Origin of the sequence: Phytopseudomonas dryadis (assembly GCF_004327355.1) — a bacterium.
Taxonomy (GTDB): domain Bacteria; phylum Pseudomonadota; class Gammaproteobacteria; order Pseudomonadales; family Pseudomonadaceae; genus Aquipseudomonas; species Aquipseudomonas dryadis.
This window is the reverse complement of the sequence record NZ_QJUM01000010.1, coordinates 108,516-124,880: the sequence shown is the minus strand read 5'-3', so window position 1 is coordinate 124,880 and position 16,365 is coordinate 108,516. Positions and strand designations below refer to the sequence as shown.

Genomic DNA, 16,365 nt, shown 5'->3' with positions numbered 1-16,365 from the left:
GCCGCCAGGGATGGCAGGCCATAAAAAAGGCGTCCTGCACCGTGAGTGCAAGGACGCCTTTGTCCGATCCCGATTCGTGTCGGGGAGCGCGACCGTTCGCCGGTTCGCTCTATGTCTGCCAGGTCATGAGCAGGGATTGTGCCAATGCGCACCGGTGTGCCGGGGTTGGCTTGCAGGACAGCGTTTCGCCACGGCGCTGTCGCGCAGCAGGCGGGGCGGCCGCGTGCTGGCCGACGACGGCGATCCGCTCTGCGTGGGAGGCGCTTCAGCGGCGATCGGCAGCTACGAAAGCATCGCGGCTGAAGCCGCTCCCACGCGGGCACAGGGGAAATTTACGCCCTGTGCCAGTGCGTCATGCACCGCGTCAGGGCGTCAGCAGCAGGCGTTTGCTGCCGTAGCTCTTCTCCAGGTTCTGCGGCTGCATCGGGAAGCTCAGGTACTGGGCGCGGCGCCAGGCGTCGATGCCATCGGCGTAATGCGGGCTGGCCGGATTGCCGGACTGACCGGAGCTGTTCAGGCCGATCATCGGTTCTTCGCGGCCGAAGTCGACGATCAGGCGCATGGCCGGGATCAGCCAGGTATCGAAGTTATCGCCCCAGCGGTAGGCCGACACGTTCAGGGTGCTGTGGTCGCCGCCCGCCGGGTAGGGGCCGCGATCCAGGTAACCTTTCAGCGAGGCGATGCCGGCGCGCTGGCTGGCGCTCAGGTAGGGCGCCATCTGGGTACTGCCGCTGACCCATTCATAGGTGTGCAGCTTGCCCCACTGCCAGGCGGTACGCTCGCTGCCCAGGCGGCTTTCGAGCAGCTCGATGGCCGCCGCCAGGCTACGCGCCAGGATGGCGGGCTTGTCTTCCTTCTGCGCGGTGCGGATGTCATCCCAGAAGGGGCTGTCGTCGCGGCCGAGCAGATGATCGGCCTGGGCCGAATAGGAGCTGTTGGCGGTTTCCACCAGGGCTTGCCAGGCCGGCGAGGTGTCCGGGCCGAGTTCGTCGAGGAAGATCTGCCGTGCGCTTTCGTGGAGGAAGGCGCCGTAGACCGCGGCATCGGCCGAGCTCGCCGACAGCTTGCCGTCGAACGCCATCAGCCGGCTCAGGGCTTCGCGGGCCTTGCCGCGTTGTGCTTCCGGCAGGCGCTCGATGGCCTCGCGCAGAGCGGTGGCCATGCCAGGGGCCTCGAACATGCCCTGCAGCTTGGCGACGAAGGGCGAGGTCTGGTCGTACTGCATGGCGATCATGCTCTGGGTGTCGTGACGCCCTGCGCCCGCCAGTTGCGCCAGGCGCTCGTAACGCTCCGGGTAGTACCAGGAGTTGGACAACTGCATGCCGTAGCCGCGCGGTACGCTGCGCTGGTTGGCGCTGCCCAGCCAGCCCTGCTGCGGGTCCTGGTCGTAGGGGTGGAGCATGGGGTCGGCGAAACCGTCCCACTCGTAGCGCCCGTCCCAGCCGGGCGACGGCACCAGCCCCAGCCCCCCACGACGGTTGGGGAAGCGCCCGGTGACCTGCCAGCCGATGTGCCGGGCATCGGCGAACACCAGGTTCAGCGGCATGGCGCGGATTTCCCGGGCGGCCTCGAAGGCCTGCTCCACCGATTGCGCCCGTGACAGGTCGAAGAAGGCATCGAGGCTGGCGTCCGCTTCGAACTGGGTGGTCTGCAGCGCCAGGCCGTAGCCGCTTTCCAGTTGCAGCGGCTGCAGCGGGTGCTTGCGCTCGCCCAGCACCGAGTTGAGCAGCGGCCCGTGACGGGTTTCGAAAATGCTCTCGCGGACCGGTTTCTGGCCCTTGATGAAGAAGGTTTCCTGGCGTTCCCGGGCGGGCTGCCATTTGCCGTCGGCGAGGTAGTGCAGGCGGTTGCCCTCGCGTTTGACCTGCTCCAGGAACAGATCCTGGTTGTCGCCCATGACCATGGTCATGCCCCAGGCCAGCTTGCCGTTGAAACCGGCGACCACCGCCGGCACCCCGGCGACCGTCACCCCGGCCGCCTCGAATTTGGGCGCGCGGATCTGCACGAAGCTCCACACCGAAGGCTGGGCCAGGGGCAGGTGGGTATCGTTGGCCAGCAGGCTCTTGCCGCTGCGGCTGCGCGACGGCGAGATGGCCCAGTTGTTGGAGGCGGCGACGCCGAGCATATGTTGTCCGGCGACCTGCTCGGCGGCGGCACCGAGCGCCTGCAGGCCGGGAATGCGTCCGCCCAGCGCCAGGCCCTTGAGCTTCTCGGCCTCCTCGAAGGGCAGCGGCTCGTCGGGGTAGGTGGGCAGCAGCCAGGCCAGCTTGTCCGCGCCGACCTTCTGGGCCAGGGTCAGGGCGGCGATTTCTTCCTGCAGGTTCACCGACAGGCCGAAGTTGAGCAGGCAGAAGATCAGCACCGAATCTTCGGGCTTCCAGTAGGGCGGCCGGTAGCCGGCTTCGGCCAGATCCATCGGCAGCTTGTCGCGGTAGCGGAACAGGTAGGCGTTGACCCCGCGCGCATAGACCTCGAAGAACGCCTTGAGCCGTGGCGAGGCATTCTTGTAGAGAGTCTCGGCGCTCTGCTTCAGGTTCACCGCACGCATGAAGCGGTCCATTTCCAGCACGCCCGGGCCGGCCATTTCCGCCAGGCGCCCTTCGGCCATCAGGCGCATGCTGACCATCTGGCTGATCCTGTCGCTGGCGTGCACGTAGCCGAGGGTGAACAGGGCGTCGTGAAAGGTATGGGTTTCGATCAGCGGCATGCCCAGCGGGTTGCGTCGCACCGAGGCGGTCTGCGCCAGGCCCAGTACGCGGAAGCTGCCCTGATCCGGGTGCACGCTGTCGCGGTAGCGGCTGTCGACCAGGGACTGGCAGCCGCTCAAGGCGACCAGGCCGGTCAGCATGCCGGCGAGGCTCATGGTGGCGAGAGGGCGGAAAGCGCGCGATAGCATGCAGCGGACTCCTTGCAGGACGCAGGGTAAGGGGCGGCCCGGTGTCGCCGCGATGGCCTGGAGAACCCAGGCGCCAGTGGGGCGTAAAGGTAGAGAGCGCCAGAGCGGCTGGCAAGAGCGGCCAGCGTCATGGCCGCTATAAACCGATCGGCAGTGCCCGGAACCTGCCGGGGCGGGTAAGCCGGTGCGCCGGAAGGCGCCAGGTTCTATCGACCCCGGTCACTATGGCCTGGCGCCAAGCCCCTCGGCGAGCAGCCAGCGCGCCGCGTCGTGTGCCTGCGCCTGGTGGCGCTGGATCAATGCAGCGAAGTGCTGTTCATGCTGGCGGCGTTCGCTACGGCTCAGGGCCTGCCAGTCGGCATGGGTGGGGACGTGGGCCGTGGCGTCGTACAACTGCTGGAATACCTGCAGCGACGGCGCCAGGCTCAAGTCGGTATCGTAGTTGTCGAGCAGCACCTTGATGCGGATCGCGCCTTCGATCAACGGCAGTTGCCCGTCGAGCAGGGAGCCGGCCAGTACCCGCAGGTCGCCGTGCAGGCGCTGGCGTTGCGCGGCACGGGCCTGCGCCTGCAAGCGCTGCCGAGCCCATACCTGACGCCACAGATGCAGGGCGTACAGGGCCAGGGCAATGACCAGCAGTACGGCGAGCGGGATCAGGAGGCGCTCAGGCGCCATGGCATTTCTTGAATTTCTTGCTGCTGCCGCAGGGGCACGGATCGTTGCGGCCGACATCCTTCAGGGTGTTGCGCACCGGCTCCTGGTGGCCGTGGTTGCAATGCGGGCCATGCACGTGTCCGTGGTCGTGGGCATGATCGTGATCGTGGTTGCAGTCAGGGCCATGGACGTGGGGTTGCTGGGTCATGCGCGGTTACTCCGGAAGAAAATCACCGGGAATTATCACGCCATTGCGCGCCATGTGCACGCGACGGCCGAACAATAATCCGGTTTTCACTTCACCCTGCAGGCGATAGCTGATCGGCTGGTCGGGCTGTTCGAGCAACTTGACCACCTGGCGCACGTGGCGCCAGAGGTTGGTACGCACCGGTACGTCGAACTCATGGTGCCCATGCGCCGGCACGGTGAACCAGGTTTCCGATTCGCCTTCGGCCAGCATCACCTCATTGAGGTGCACGACGTAGTTCAGGCCCCGCACCGGCAGGCTGACGCCATTGGGGTTGTCGATGCGAAAGCGCAGTACGAAACGCTGTTCCAGCAACTTGGCCCTGAGCACATCGACCTTGACCAGGCGTACATCCGGGTCTTCGAAACTGCTGGAAAGCCAGGTAGAGCAACCGCTCAAGCCTGAAAACAGGCCAAAAAACAGCATTAGGCTGAGAATTCTTGTCATTTGCGCCTGATAAAACATTTCATACTCCGTTCGACGCCTCAGTGTATCAAGCTACTGCCTGGCTGCCACTTACAAAAAGCTGCGTCATACTGAAGCCGTTTTATTACCGTAGGCAGACGGCGGAAGCGAATCGAGAAAGGAGGGTGGACATGGAGCGATACGAGATCGTATTCGCCGGGGAGCTGGTACCCGGAGCCGAAGCGGATCTGGTCAAGGCCAATCTGGCCAAACTGTTCCAGGCCGATGCTCAACGCATCGCCCTGCTGTTCTCCGGGCGGCGCCTGGTGATCAAGAACAACCTGGATGTGGCAGCCGCGCAAAAGTACCGCAGCACCCTGGAGCGTGCCGGGGCACGGGTCGAGGTGCGCGCCATGCAGCCGGAAATCGAGGAGATCGAACTGGCGCCGCCGCCCGCCGTGGAGCCGGCGGTTGCAGCCCCGGCAGCGCGACGCCTGCAGGTGGTGCCTCGTGATGAGTACATGGCGGCGTTCAGCGATGTCGATGCCCCGGATTTCGGTATGGCGGCGCTGGGCGACGATCTGCAGGACGCGGTAGCGGATGTGCCGGAGCCGGTGCTCGATCTGTCGCGGTTCAGCCTGGCGCCGGTGGGCAGCGACATGGGCCAGTTGAAGGCGCCAGTGGCCGCGCCGGCGCCGGATGTATCGCACCTCAGGCTGCGCGATTGAGCGGCGGCTTCTTTCTTATAGATAGGCCGCACAGCACTTCTTGAATTTCTGCCCGCTGGCGCAGGGGCAGGGATCGTTGCGCTTGGCATCGAGCCCTACGGTCGGATCGATGAAGTACCAGTGGCCGGCGTGTTGCACGAAGGCCGAGCGTTCGCGGTGAGCATGCTCGCCGGCGGTGTCGTGCCAGCGCGCGACGAAAGTGACCCGGGCGTGCTCGGGTTGGCCGCCGAGCACCTCGACATGCTCGACCTCCAGGCCGAGCCAGGTGCTCCGCAGGCTCCAGGCGCGTATGCCGTCGACATCCAGCGCGGCGCGCTGCGCCGGCAGGGTGGTGGCCAGCAGGTAATCGATATTGCCCAGTACGTAGGCGCTATAGCGCGAGCGCATCAGGCTCTCGGCGCAGGGCGCCGGGACGCCGTCGTGATAACGGCCGCAGCAGTCGCTCAGGGCATCGCCACTGCCGCAGGGGCAACTGGGTCGCGGGGTATTGTTCGCCATCCTCTTACCACCAGTACTTGCCGAAGTTGTCCGGGTTGGCCCAGAACTTGGCATTGAGCCAGTCGGGCACCTGCTTGTATTCCAGAAGATCGTAGGTGAACAGGCTGAGCGTCTGCTCGCCGCGTTCGAAACGCTCGCTGGCCTGCAGGGCCAGGGCGAAGAAATCGGTGTCGCGCCAGCCGCTGGCATCCAGGTCTACCAGAACGGCGATACGGCTGGCATTCAAATTGCGTATCCCTCCGAGCAGTTGCAGGCCAGTGCGTTTGGGCAGGTGCTCCAGGCAGTCGACCACCAGGGCGAGGTCGAAGCGTTGCGCCGCCAGCTCGTTGGGCAGGTCCCCCGCCGTGCTATGGGCGACCTGGCTGTGCGGGTGGGCGCGCTGAAACGCGGCGACCGCGGGTAGCTCGCTGGCGCCGATCAGCAGCAGCCGCTTGGGGGTATAACGTTCCAGCAGGGCGGCCAAGGCCTGCTGTGGAGTACGGGTAGATGTGACGTCGATCATCGAAAAACCTCGAGAAGATCACAAAAGACTACCGCGCAGCGACGTAATGACCTAGAACTGTTCGTTCTGCCTGAGTGTCGTAAACATGTCTGGCAGATTCTAAAACTGGCGTCTTTAATCCAAAGTGTCGGTTTTGGGCCGATTCCCCATAGGAGACTTGCATATGAGCATTACAAGGAAAGCGGTACCCCTGATCATTGCTTCCAGCTTTCTGACGGGTTGCGCTGGCATCCAGAAAACCGACTGGCCAACCTGCGCCGCTGTCGGCGGCGTCGGCGGTGCCGCGCTGGGTGCGATCGAGAGTTCGACCTGGGCGGGCGGTGGTGCGGTCGTGGGCGCCGGTATGGCCGCCGCCTATTGCTGGGTGCACGGGGCCGGTGGCGAGGAAGAACTGGTACTGGTCGAAGAAACCATCGTCGAGGAGCCGGTCGCACCCGAGCCCGTCGCCGAAGCGGTGCGCGTCGAGCTTGACGTGAAATTCGATTTCGACAAGGCCGAAGTCAAGCAGGAAAGCTACGGCGACATCAAGAGCCTGGCCGATTTCATGGCGCAGTACCCGCAAACCACCACCGTGGTCGAAGGTCACACCGACTCCGTCGGTACCGACGCCTACAACCAGAGACTGTCCGAGCGCCGCGCCAATGCCGTGCGTGATGCGCTGGTCAACCAATATGGCGTAGGCGCTGATCGTGTCAATGCCGTAGGTTACGGCGAGAGCCGCCCGGTTGCCGATAATGCCACCGAGGCCGGTCGTGCGATCAACCGTCGCGTGGAAGCCGAAGTCGAAGCCCAGCCATAAATCCGAGCTTCACTGCGCGTAGCGGCCCCGGCACGGTCACGAATCGGCCGGGGTCTGCGCTTTTCTCCGTCCCGCAGGCGCCACGCCGTGACGCGGGTTTTCCCTCAGCCCTCTGGTTTCTTTGCCCTCAAACGCAGTAAGGTGCCGCAAAACCAATAAGCGGTCAGGGGCGGGAATGAAGACTTTGTTGGGGCTGGGCAAGTTGCTGGCGGCACTGTTCTGGTGTGTCGTGCTGGCCAATCTGATCGATCCTTTCGCACAACCCTTCGCCGCGTTGCTGGCACTGGCCGGTGTTGCGGTGTTGGTGCTGCATGGCCTCGAGCTGGCGTTGTTCAATGCCCGCTTGCGCGAGCAGACGAAGCCCTGGTCGGCGCGCCTGCTGGTGCTGGCGTTCGGCATCCTGCATGTCTGGACACTGACGCCGCAGCGGCAACAGGGGGAGGTGGCGCATGCGTAGCACGCTGTTGCTGCTGGCTGCCCTGTGCTGCCCGCTGGCGTTCGCCGAAGCGGTGATCGAAGTCCAGTCGCATATGTTCATGCGCCTGCCCGCCAGTGGCAGCGTGCTGCAATTGCAGCGCCTCGAGATAGCCGATCATGGCACCCTGATGATTCCGCCCGGCCTGACCGAACTGCACGTCGACGAATTGCGCCTGGGCCGCGATGCGCAGATCAGCATCGCCCCGTCCGCGCAGGCGTTCCGTCTGCAGGTGCGCTCGGGCGCCATCGCCTCGGGTGCGCAGATCAGCGCAGCCGGCGCCGCGGGCACCACCCTGAGTCCGGCAGTGCCGGGACGTACCCTGACCATTCGCCTGCAAGGCGTGAACACCGAACAACTGCTGCTCGATGCCCGTGGGGGGCGTGGCGCGCCGGGCTATGCCGGCCTCGATGGTGCCGACGGCAAGCCGGGTGGCTGCGCCTGGGGCCAGTCCAGCGCCGGGCATGATGGCCAGGATGGCACCGATGGCCAGCCTGGCGCCCCTGGTGGTCAGGTGCGCCTGGAAGTGCCCGCGGACTTCCCGCTGGAGCGTCTGCAGGTGCGTCTCGAGGGTGGCCACGGTGGCCCGGCCGGGGCGCCGGGCAATGCCGGTGCCGGCGGTGCTGCCAAGGGCTGCTGGATCTACAGCACCCGGGGGGCCGCCGCTGGTGCGCCCGGGCGTGCCGGCCAGCCCGGTGTGGCGGGAACCGCCGGACGTCTGGACGTGGTGCGTTTCTGAACCGATGCCCGTGCTCTGCTCGTCAGAAGCTTGGGCGGGCAGCCGCCACGGCGACCACCAGCAGGCCCAGCAGCAGGTTGATCGCCACCAGACGGCGGATGTGTCCCAGTACCGCGCCGCCTGCCGGCCAGTCCTCGGCTTGAACGGCGCGACGCAAGGCCGGTAGCTGCAAGGCCTGGATGCGCAGGAACAACGCCAGCATGGCCAGGTACAGCCCGATCATGACGTGCACGTAGCGCGGCGCGCCGTCGAAGCCGCTGAAGCCCATGTGCAGCATGCCGACGCCGCTGAGCGGCAGCAGCAGGACGGCGACCCATACCCACTGGAAGAAGCGCCGGAACACCTCCAGCCACAGCGTCAGCCGGGCCGGCGCCGGCAACGCGGCCACGCTGGCCGGGCGCAGTACCATCCAGGCGAAGAACATGCCGCCGACCCAGATCAGGGCGGCGAGCAGGTGCAGGGTATAGATGAAGGAATAGGGTTGCATTCAGGCGCTCCGGTCGAGGCCCCGTTTACGATCTGCTGGGCGTCGGCCCCGCTGCGCGGGATACAGGCCTGGACGTCGCGGGCGGCAGACGTGCGGCAGTGCGATCCCGCAGGGGACGCGCGAAGCGACAGCTCGGAAACAGGGTGCTGAGGGTTTCACTCCGTGCGCGGCGGCCCGTTCTCGGTGTTTTGGCAGGCGAGTCAGCGCTCGGGCGATTAGCGCGCTATGATAGCGGCCGTTTGCGAACACTGAAAATATATCCAGCCTTTTACCTCAGATTTCCCATGCTCAGTACCGAACTCAAGTCCCAGATCCAGGGCGCCTATTCCCGTTTTCTCGAGTCCAAGGGGCTCAAGCCGCGCTATGGGCAGCGCCTGATGATCGCCGAGGTCGCCAAGGTGCTGGGCAGCATCAAGGTCGACGACGAGGGGCGGCGCGAGGGCGATCCGGCCGTGGTGGCGATCGAGGCGGGCACCGGTACCGGCAAGACCGTGGCCTACAGCATGGCCGTGATCCCCACGGCCAAGGCCGCTGGCAAGCGCCTGGTGATCGCCACGGCGACCGTGGCCCTGCAGGAGCAGATCGTGCACAAGGATCTGCCGGATCTGATGCGCAACAGCGGGCTGAGTTTCAGCTTCGCCCTGGCCAAGGGCCGTGGCCGCTATCTGTGTCTGTCCAAGCTTGACGTGCTATTGCAGGAAGGCCAGGCGCAGAGCAGCACCGCCCAGTTGTTCGAGGAAGAGGGCTTTCGCATCGATGTCGACGAGGAGGGGCAGAAGCTCTTCACCGCGATGATCGAGAAGCTGGCCGGCAACAAGTGGGATGGCGACCGTGACAGCTGGCCCCAGGAGCTGGAAGACAGCCGCTGGTCGCAACTGACCACGGATCACAGCCAGTGCACCGGCCGGCACTGCCCCAACTTTCAGCAGTGCGCCTTCTACAAGGCGCGCGAGGGCATGGGCAAGGTCGACGTGATCGTCACCAACCACGACATGGTGTTGGCCGACCTGGCCCTGGGCGGCGGTGCGGTGCTGCCCGACCCGCGGGAAACCCTGTATATCTTCGACGAGGGCCACCACCTGCCGGACAAGGCGATCGGCCATTTCGCCCACTTCACCCGCCTGCGCTCAACGGCCGACTGGCTGGAGCAGACCGCCAAGAACCTGAGCAAGCTGCTTGCCCAGCACCCCCTGCCGGGGGATCTGGGGCGGCTGATCGAACAGGTGCCGGAGTTGGCGCGCGAGCTCAAGAGCCACCAGCAGTTCATGTTCAGCGCCTGCGAACAGCTGGCCGATTTCAAACCCGGCGAGGACATGGAAGGTCGCGAGCGCCCCCGTCACCGGTTCGTCGGCGGCGTGGTGCCCGGGCATCTGATCGAACTGGGCCTGGAGTTGAAGAAGGGTTTCTCCAAGCTCACCGAGCTGTTCACCGGGGTGACCGAGCGCCTCAAGGAGGCCATGGATGGCGAGACCAGCATCGGTATCGCCAGCCACCAGGCCGAAGAGTGGTATCCGTTGTTCGGCAGCCTGCTGGCACGGGCCCAGGGGACCTGGGAGCTGTGGTTGGCGTTCACCGCCGAAGACCCCGAGAACAGCCCGCCCATGGCGCGCTGGTTGACCCTGGCCGAGAGCGGCGCGCTGTTCGATATCGAGGTCAATGCCAGCCCGATCCTGGCGGCGGAGACCTTGCGCCGCAATCTGTGGAACGTGGCCTATGGCGCCCTGGTGACCTCGGCGACGCTGACCGCGCTGGGCACCTTCGACCGTTACCGCATGCGTGCCGGCCTGCCGAAAGGCGCGGTGACGGCGGTGGTGCCCAGCCCCTTCCACCATGCCGATGCCGGCGTGTTGCGGGTGCCCGACCTCAAGGCCGACCCGCGTGACGCCGCGCTGCATACGGCGGCGATCATCCGTGAGCTGCCGGCCTTGGTGCAAGGCTCGCGGGGCACCCTGGTGCTGTTTTCCTCGCGCAAACAGATGCAGGACGTGTTCGACGGCCTGGAGCGCGACTGGCGCAAGCGGGTGTTCATCCAGGGCAACCTGTCCAAGCAGGAGACCCTGAACAAGCACAAGGCGCGGGTCGACAGCGGCGAGGAGAGCGTGCTGTTCGGCCTGGCCAGCTTCGCCGAAGGGGTCGACCTGCCGGGCGCCTATTGCGAGCATGTAGTGATCGCCAAGATCCCCTTCGCCGTGCCGGACGATCCGGTGGAAGCGGCATTGGCCGAGTGGATCGAGGCGCGTGGCGGCAATCCGTTCATGGAGATCGCGGTGCCGGACGCCTCGCTGCGCCTGGTGCAGGCCTGCGGCCGGCTGCTGCGTACCGAAGAGGACCGCGGCACCATCACCTTGCTGGATCGGCGTGTGGTGACCCAGCGTTATGGCAAGGCGATTCTCAACGCCTTGCCGCCGTTTCGTCGGGAGATCGCCTGACGACCCGGGCACAGGCTGGCGGGGAAGTCAGGCCGCCCAGCGTGATCCGCTCGAAAGCCATTGGCCGCCAACGCGCCCCGCGTGCGCAGCGACTCGTGTTCGTGGGGGAGTTCCTCGCCTGTTTCTTGCTCTTGCATGGCGCTGGCTGGCGATACGTCGAGCGGGTTGGCCCGGATCGGGTGCGAGCGGGTCTGGCGGATGTGCGTTGGTCGGCGCCCGCCGGCAGGCTTTGCGGTCAGTCGCTCAACAGGCGCACTATGGCGCCGGCGCGAGCGCCGCTGGCGGCATCGGCAAGTCCGTGGCGATTGCGCCGTGGGTCATCCAGTAACCATGAGTGGCGGGGAGAAGCGGTCTTGAAGGTCAACACCTGGCGGCTGCTAACCGATCGCGCCCAGCACGCGATGCCCGTTCAACGGGTTGCCAAAGTCCTTGCGCCGATCACGCTGGTCGCGTTGCTGGGCCTGTCCCCGGCTGCACTGGCGGTCGAGGACAAGCGGGAACTGTTCAATTTCGTCCGGCCCCTGGATGCGGTTCAGATCACCACCCGCGATGCCGCTCTACCGAGTGTCACGGCCGAGAGCACGCCCGCGGGCGAGGTTTTGCGCCGTGCCACCTTCAACCCCGCCGAGCGGCCCAGCCTGCGCCTGGCGCCACAGCACGGCAGTTGGGACTGGTCGTCACTGAGCGCCGTGAGCCTGCGCGTGCAGAACGCCATGGACTGGGCGCTGACCCTCGACGTGGCGATCGAAAGCGTCGACGGCAAACGTCTGACCACGCAGATCGCGCTGCCCGCCGGGCCGGCGCAGACGCTGCTGATCCCGCTGGGCGCGACGTCGCCAAGGGCCCAGGGCATGCGCGCCGGCGTGCCGATGCCATGGCGGCGGGACGGCCGCCTGCTGTTGCTGGCCGAAACCGTGAATGGCGAACTGGACCGCTCCAGGGTCGCCTCGGTGACCCTCTCCATGCCCCGTCCGCAGGCCGCCCAGCACCTGTTGCTCGGGCGCTTCGACGTGCGTGGCAGCGGCGACCTGGAGCAGGCCTACCTCGCTATCGTCGACCCCTATGGCCAGTTCAGCCGGCGTGACTGGCCGGGCAAGATCGACCGCGACGAGCAGTTGCGCCAGGCCGCGGCCGAGGAACAGCAACTGTTGCGCGGCTGGCTCGCCGACAGGCCACGGCAGGACAGCTATGGCGGCTGGAGCGGCGGGCCCGGCTTCGCGGCCACTGGCTTCTTCCGCACCGAGAAGCGTGCCGGGCGCTGGTTCCTGATCACCCCGGAAGGCAACCCGTTCTATTCCCTGGGGGTGAACACCGTCACCGGTTCGCAAAGCCAGACCTATATCGAGGGCCGTGAAGCGATGTTCGCCGGGCTGCCGGCCACGGGGGAGCCGCTGGCGGCCTTCTATGGCAGCGGCGACAGCCAGGCCGATACCGGCGCCAGTCGCGGGCGGGCCTTTGCCAGTGGCCGCTGGTACGACTTCTACAGCGCCAACCTGCAGCGCAGTTATGGCGCCCAGGAGCCACGGGCCTGGCGGGCGCTGGCCCAGGATCGCCTGCAGGCCTGGGGTTTCAACACCCTGGGCAACTGGAGCGACAGCGCTTTCGCCGAGGATCGGCGCATGCCTTACAGCATCCCGCTGTCCATCCGTGGCGACTACGCCACCATCAGCACCGGCGTCGACTGGTGGGGCGGCATGCCCGATCCGTTCGATCCCCGTTTCGCCATGGCTGCCGAGCGTGCCATCGCCATCGCCGCGCGCGACCACCGTGACGATCCCTGGCTGGTCGGCTATTTCGCCGACAACGAACTGGCCTGGGCGGGCCGTGCGGAAGATCCCCAGGCCCGTTACGCGCTGGCTTATGCGACGCTGCGGCTGAGCACGGACGTGCCGGCCAAGCGCGCCTTCCTCAAGCAACTGCGCGACCAGTACCGCAACCAGGATGGCCTGTCGCAGGCCTGGGGCATCACCCTGGACGCCTGGGAGCTGATGGAGGACCCGGGCTTCGAGGCACCGCCGATCAGTGCCGCGTACCCGGCCATCGAACGCGACATGCAGCGCTTCCTGCGCCTGTTCGCCGATAGCTACTTCAAGACCATCGCCGATTCCCTGAAATGGCATGCGCCGAACCACCTGTTGCTGGGCGGCCGCTTCGCCAACAGCATTCCGGAGGCCGTGGCCGCCTGTGCCGCGTTCTGCGACGTGCTGAGCTTCAACTTCTATACCCGCGAGCCGCAGCATGGCTACGACTTCACCGCCCTGCGCGCGCTGGACAAGCCCTTGATGATCACCGAGTTCCACTTCGGTTCACGGGATCGCGGGCCGTTCTGGGGTGGCGTCTCCGAGGTGGGCAAGGAGGAAGAGCGGGGGCCGGCCTACGCGCATTTCCTGGCAAGGGCGCTGGAAGAACCGCAGATCGTCGGCGTGCACTGGTTCCAGTATCTCGACCAGCCCGTGACCGGGCGCCTGCTCGACGGCGAAAACGGCCACCTGGGGTTGGTGGCGATCACCGACAGACCCTGGGAGGGCTTCGTCAGAGCCGTGCGCACGGCCAATCTGGCGGTGGCTGCGCGGCTGCTCGACGCGGCGGCCCAGGAGGCGCAGCCCGACACGGCCGACGTCGCGCCGGGCGCAGGCGCCCCGGATGCGCCTGCAGAATCGGGCAAACCATGATATTCATGCACCTTCGTTTCGCCCGGGTATTGGGCAGGCCGCTGTTCCGCGGTCGCAACATGGGAGTCTGATGTGCAGATACAGGGATACTTCGATCTCAAGTTCGAGGCCTTGAAGGACGCGTTCGCCGCGCTCTTCGACAATCCACAGGAGCGCGGGGCGGCGCTCTGCGTGCAGATCGGCGGCGAGACCGTGGTCGACATCTGGGCCGGTGCCGCCGATAGGGACGGCCAGCAGGCCTGGCACAGCGATACCATCCTCAACCTGTTTTCCTGCACCAAGACCTTCACGGCCGTCACCGCGCTGCAACTGGTCGGCGAGGGCAAGCTGGAGCTGGATGCCCCCGTGGCGCGCTACTGGCCGGAGTTCGCCGCCGCCGGCAAGGCGCACATCACCCTGCGTCACCTGCTCTGCCACCAGGCCGGCCTGCCGGCGTTGCGCGAACAGCTGCCTGCCGAGGCCCTCTACGACTGGCAGACCATGACCGCGGCGCTGGCGGCCGAGAAGCCCTGGTGGCAACCGGGGGAGGGCCACGGCTATGCGCCGATCACCTATGGCTGGCTGGTCGGCGAGGTGCTGCGCCGTGTCGAAGGTCGTGGCCCGGGGGAGTCGATCGTGGCCCGTACGGCCAGGCCCCTGGGGCTGGACTTCCATATTGGCCTGGACGATGCGGAGTTTCATCGCGTGGCGACCATCGCCCGCGGCAAGGGCAATGTCGGCGACGCCGCTGCCCAGCGCCTGCTCAGGACCATGATGACCGATGCCCAGGCCGTGACCACACGGGCCTTCACCAACCCGCCGTCGATCATGACCAGCACCAACAAGCCCGAGTGGCGGCGCATGCAGCAGCCCGCCGCGAATGGCCATGGCAATGCCCGCAGCCTGGCCGGTTTCTACAGCGGTCTGCTGGACGGGAGCCTGCTGGACAGCGAGCTGCTGGCTGAACTCACCCGCGAACACAGTGTCGGTGAGGACAGGACATTGCTCACCTCGACCCGCTTCGGTCTGGGCTGTATGCTCGACCAGCCCGGCGTCGCCAATGCCACGTACGGCATGGGCCCGGAGGCGTTCGGCCACCCCGGGGCGGGCGGTTCGACCGGTTTCGCCGACCCGCAGCGGGATGTCGCATTCGGCTTCGTCACCAACAATCTTGGGCCGTTCGTCTTAATGGACCCGCGAGCACAGCAACTTGCGGTTATCTTATGCGAGTGTTTTTAGAAACCTCGGCTAAACTCTTGCACAGCATGGCGTTTTGGCCTTCGGTTCCGGATAGCTCCGGTTTTCTTTTGACTGACTGACAATGTGGATGACCGATGTTTTCCAACAAGACTTTCGCGCTCGCACTGTGCGTATTGCTGACAGGTTGCTCCCTGTTCGACAAGAAAAAGGAAGAGCCGGCGCCGATGCCGCCGCCCGCCGTGACCCAGGCCTGGCTGGACGAATACGAGCCGCTGGTGCGCGAAGCCATCAAGGACAGCAACTTCGAGATGGAACGTCGCGAGAATCTGCTGGTGGTCACCGCGCCGGTGCAGGGGTCGTTCAACCCGGATCGCCCGGGCATGCTGCTGCCCGTCACCCTGGGGCCCATCACCCGGGTCGCCAAGGTGCTGGAGAACGACAGCAAGGTCGGTGTGCTGGTGCTCGGCCACGCCGACAGCAGCGGTTCCCTGGAAACGAATCGTGAGCTGAGCCACGAGCGTGCCCGGGCCTTCACTGCCATTTTCCGCCTCAGCGGTCTGAAGCAGGATCGTCTGATGGTTCAGGGCATGGGCCCCGACATGCCGCGTGCGGCCAACGACAGCGCCAAGGGCCGTGAGCTGAACCGCCGCGTGGAAATCCTGCTGACCAGACAGGACACCCTGAAAGCGCTGATCGCCCAGTACAGCAAGCCGGCACCGGCAGCGCCGGACACCGCTACCGCGGTCGCCGCGGCTGACGAGAAAGAGGCGGCCAAGCCGGCGACCAAGCTGGCCGACGGCAGGAAAGTGGTTGTCGCAGATCAAGTCAAGTAGGGAGCGGGCAGTTAAGCTAGGGTCTTCGTCATTCCCGAGGGCTATGTGATGACCCAGACCCTGGCCGATATGCGCCGTGATTACACCCGCGAGGGTTTGAGCGAGCAACAGGCTCCGCTCGAACCCTTCAGCCTGTTCCAGCGCTGGTTCGCCGATGCGGTGAAAACCGAGCAGCTTCCCGTGGAACCCAACGCCATGACCCTGGCTACCGTCGACGCCGACGGCCGCCCGCACTGCCGCGTGCTGCTGCTCAAGGGCGTGGACGGGCAGGGCTTCACCTTCTTCAGCAATTACGACAGTGCCAAGGGCCAGCAGCTCAAGGCCAACCCCTTTGCGGCGATGACCTTCTTCTGGCCGTCCCTGGAGCGTCAGGTGCGTGTCGAGGGGCAGGTCGAGCGGGTGTCCGCGGCCGAATCCGATGCCTATTTCCAGGTGCGTCCGCTGGGCAGCCGTATCGGTGCCTGGGCCTCGCCGCAGAGCCGGGTGATCCAGGATCGCGCCGAACTCGAGGGCCTGCTCGCCCAGACCGAACGGCGTTTTCTCGACCAGGCGCCCAGCTGTCCACCGCACTGGGGCGGTTACCGCCTGCTGGCCGAGCGCATCGAGTTCTGGCAAGGGCGCGCCAGCCGCCTGCACGACCGCCTCGATTACCGCCTGCAGGGCGAAGCGTGGATCCGCCAGCGCCTGGCGCCCTGACAGTGCAACGAGAATGCACAAGGACGCTCTGAAGCTTGAAGCTTGAAGCTTGAAGCTTGAAGCTTGAAGCTTGAAGCTTGAAGCTCCTGTTATACCTACAATGGCGGCTTTCTTTCGGAGGCCGTG

The 16,365-nt window shown here is 66.2% G+C and carries 15 protein-coding genes and 1 pseudogene; 9 read left to right on the top strand and 7 right to left on the bottom strand.

Translation table 11 applies throughout. The annotated features are described in order from the left end of the window. Window positions 1-364: 364 nt before the first annotated feature. The 4 genes from DNK34_RS10690 to DNK34_RS10675 all read right to left on the bottom strand — a co-directional run bounded on the left by DNK34_RS10690 (window position 365) and on the right by DNK34_RS10675 (window position 4,262). On the bottom strand, window positions 365-2,896 hold the full coding sequence (locus DNK34_RS10690; RefSeq protein ID WP_131174703.1) for a penicillin acylase family protein: 2,532 nt from the start codon (window positions 2,894-2,896) through the stop codon (window positions 365-367). A gap of 222 nt (window positions 2,897-3,118) precedes the next feature. Beyond that, window positions 3,119-3,571 carry a DUF2489 domain-containing protein gene (locus DNK34_RS10685; protein WP_131174702.1) on the bottom strand — a complete coding sequence of 151 codons (453 nt, stop codon included), beginning with the start codon at window positions 3,569-3,571 and terminating at the stop codon, window positions 3,119-3,121. After that, a complete protein-coding gene (locus tag DNK34_RS10680) occupies window positions 3,561-3,758 on the bottom strand; it encodes an SEC-C metal-binding domain-containing protein (RefSeq protein ID WP_131174701.1) in 198 nt (65 codons plus the stop codon). The genes DNK34_RS10685 and DNK34_RS10680 overlap by 11 nt, the downstream gene beginning before the upstream one ends. Window positions 3,759-3,764: 6 nt before the next feature. Continuing rightward, complete coding sequence (locus tag DNK34_RS10675; protein WP_131174700.1) at window positions 3,765-4,262, bottom strand: LEA/WHy family protein; 498 nt, start codon at window positions 4,260-4,262, stop codon at window positions 3,765-3,767. A gap of 131 nt (window positions 4,263-4,393) precedes the next feature. On the opposite strand from DNK34_RS10675, the gene DNK34_RS10670 reads away from it, so the two are divergent. Next, window positions 4,394-4,930 carry a hypothetical protein gene (locus tag DNK34_RS10670; protein ID WP_131174699.1) on the top strand — a complete coding sequence of 179 codons (537 nt, stop codon included), beginning with the start codon at window positions 4,394-4,396 and terminating at the stop codon, window positions 4,928-4,930. A 15-nt stretch (window positions 4,931-4,945) separates the two neighbouring features. On the opposite strand, the gene DNK34_RS10665 is transcribed toward DNK34_RS10670, so the two are convergent. After that, the gene (locus DNK34_RS10665) at window positions 4,946-5,428 is read right to left on the bottom strand and encodes a YchJ family protein (protein WP_131174698.1); all 483 of its coding nucleotides are present in this window, start codon (window positions 5,426-5,428) and stop codon (window positions 4,946-4,948) included. 4 nt (window positions 5,429-5,432) lie between these two features. Beyond that, on the bottom strand, window positions 5,433-5,930 hold the full coding sequence (locus DNK34_RS10660) for a DUF6231 family protein (protein ID WP_131174697.1): 498 nt from the start codon (window positions 5,928-5,930) through the stop codon (window positions 5,433-5,435). 163 nt (window positions 5,931-6,093) lie between these two features. On the opposite strand from DNK34_RS10660, the gene DNK34_RS25980 reads away from it, so the two are divergent. The 3 genes from DNK34_RS25980 to DNK34_RS10645 all read left to right on the top strand — a co-directional run bounded on the left by DNK34_RS25980 (window position 6,094) and on the right by DNK34_RS10645 (window position 7,943). Beyond that, entirely contained in the window at window positions 6,094-6,729 is a 636-nt protein-coding gene (locus tag DNK34_RS25980) for an OmpA family protein (RefSeq protein ID WP_131174696.1), read from the top strand. A gap of 175 nt (window positions 6,730-6,904) precedes the next feature. Further along, entirely contained in the window at window positions 6,905-7,186 is a 282-nt protein-coding gene (locus DNK34_RS10650; protein ID WP_131174695.1) for a DUF1145 domain-containing protein, read from the top strand. Beyond that, a complete protein-coding gene (locus tag DNK34_RS10645) occupies window positions 7,179-7,943 on the top strand; it encodes a collagen-like protein (RefSeq protein WP_131174694.1) in 765 nt (254 codons plus the stop codon). The genes DNK34_RS10650 and DNK34_RS10645 overlap by 8 nt, the downstream gene beginning before the upstream one ends. A 22-nt stretch (window positions 7,944-7,965) precedes the next feature. Here the strand turns inward: DNK34_RS10645 and DNK34_RS10640 are convergent, their stop codons facing one another. Continuing rightward, window positions 7,966-8,430: a CopD family protein gene (locus DNK34_RS10640; protein WP_131174693.1), complete on the bottom strand. Its 465-nt coding sequence runs from the start codon at window positions 8,428-8,430 to the stop codon at window positions 7,966-7,968. 284 nt (window positions 8,431-8,714) lie between these two features. On the opposite strand from DNK34_RS10640, the gene dinG reads away from it, so the two are divergent. From dinG to pdxH, 5 genes and pseudogenes are all read left to right on the top strand, one after another. Further along, window positions 8,715-10,859, top strand: a complete 2,145-nt coding sequence (gene dinG / locus DNK34_RS10635) for an ATP-dependent DNA helicase DinG (protein ID WP_131174692.1) — start codon at window positions 8,715-8,717, stop codon at window positions 10,857-10,859. Between the two features lie 401 nt (window positions 10,860-11,260). Beyond that, entirely contained in the window at window positions 11,261-13,531 is a 2,271-nt protein-coding gene (locus DNK34_RS10630; RefSeq protein WP_131174757.1) for a beta-agarase, read from the top strand. A 72-nt stretch (window positions 13,532-13,603) separates the two neighbouring features. Then, entirely contained in the window at window positions 13,604-14,749 is a 1,146-nt protein-coding gene (locus tag DNK34_RS10625; protein ID WP_131174691.1) for a serine hydrolase domain-containing protein, read from the top strand. Window positions 14,750-14,844: 95 nt separating this feature from the next. Then, a pseudogene (locus tag DNK34_RS10620) lies at window positions 14,845-15,525 on the top strand (OmpA family protein); the annotation flags it as partial. Window positions 15,526-15,591: 66 nt separating this feature from the next. Next, window positions 15,592-16,239, top strand: a complete 648-nt coding sequence (gene pdxH, locus DNK34_RS10615) for a pyridoxamine 5'-phosphate oxidase (protein ID WP_131174689.1) — start codon at window positions 15,592-15,594, stop codon at window positions 16,237-16,239. Window positions 16,240-16,365 lie beyond the last annotated feature (126 nt).

Coding starts and splice junctions, on each gene's coding strand:
- DNK34_RS10690 (WP_131174703.1), bottom strand. CDS start 2,896: ATGCTATCGCGCGCTTTCCGCCCTCTCGCCACCATGAGCCTCGCCGGC.
- DNK34_RS10685 (WP_131174702.1), bottom strand. CDS start 3,571: ATGGCGCCTGAGCGCCTCCTGATCCCGCTCGCCGTACTGCTGGTCATT.
- DNK34_RS10680 (WP_131174701.1), bottom strand. CDS start 3,758: ATGACCCAGCAACCCCACGTCCATGGCCCTGACTGCAACCACGATCAC.
- DNK34_RS10675 (WP_131174700.1), bottom strand. CDS start 4,262: ATGTTTTATCAGGCGCAAATGACAAGAATTCTCAGCCTAATGCTGTTT.
- DNK34_RS10670 (WP_131174699.1), top strand. CDS start 4,394: ATGGAGCGATACGAGATCGTATTCGCCGGGGAGCTGGTACCCGGAGCC.
- DNK34_RS10665 (WP_131174698.1), bottom strand. CDS start 5,428: ATGGCGAACAATACCCCGCGACCCAGTTGCCCCTGCGGCAGTGGCGAT.
- DNK34_RS10660 (WP_131174697.1), bottom strand. CDS start 5,930: ATGATCGACGTCACATCTACCCGTACTCCACAGCAGGCCTTGGCCGCC.
- DNK34_RS25980 (WP_131174696.1), top strand. CDS start 6,094: ATGAGCATTACAAGGAAAGCGGTACCCCTGATCATTGCTTCCAGCTTT.
- DNK34_RS10650 (WP_131174695.1), top strand. CDS start 6,905: ATGAAGACTTTGTTGGGGCTGGGCAAGTTGCTGGCGGCACTGTTCTGG.
- DNK34_RS10645 (WP_131174694.1), top strand. CDS start 7,179: ATGCGTAGCACGCTGTTGCTGCTGGCTGCCCTGTGCTGCCCGCTGGCG.
- DNK34_RS10640 (WP_131174693.1), bottom strand. CDS start 8,430: ATGCAACCCTATTCCTTCATCTATACCCTGCACCTGCTCGCCGCCCTG.
- dinG (WP_131174692.1), top strand. CDS start 8,715: ATGCTCAGTACCGAACTCAAGTCCCAGATCCAGGGCGCCTATTCCCGT.
- DNK34_RS10630 (WP_131174757.1), top strand. CDS start 11,261: ATGCCCGTTCAACGGGTTGCCAAAGTCCTTGCGCCGATCACGCTGGTC.
- pdxH (WP_131174689.1), top strand. CDS start 15,592: ATGACCCAGACCCTGGCCGATATGCGCCGTGATTACACCCGCGAGGGT.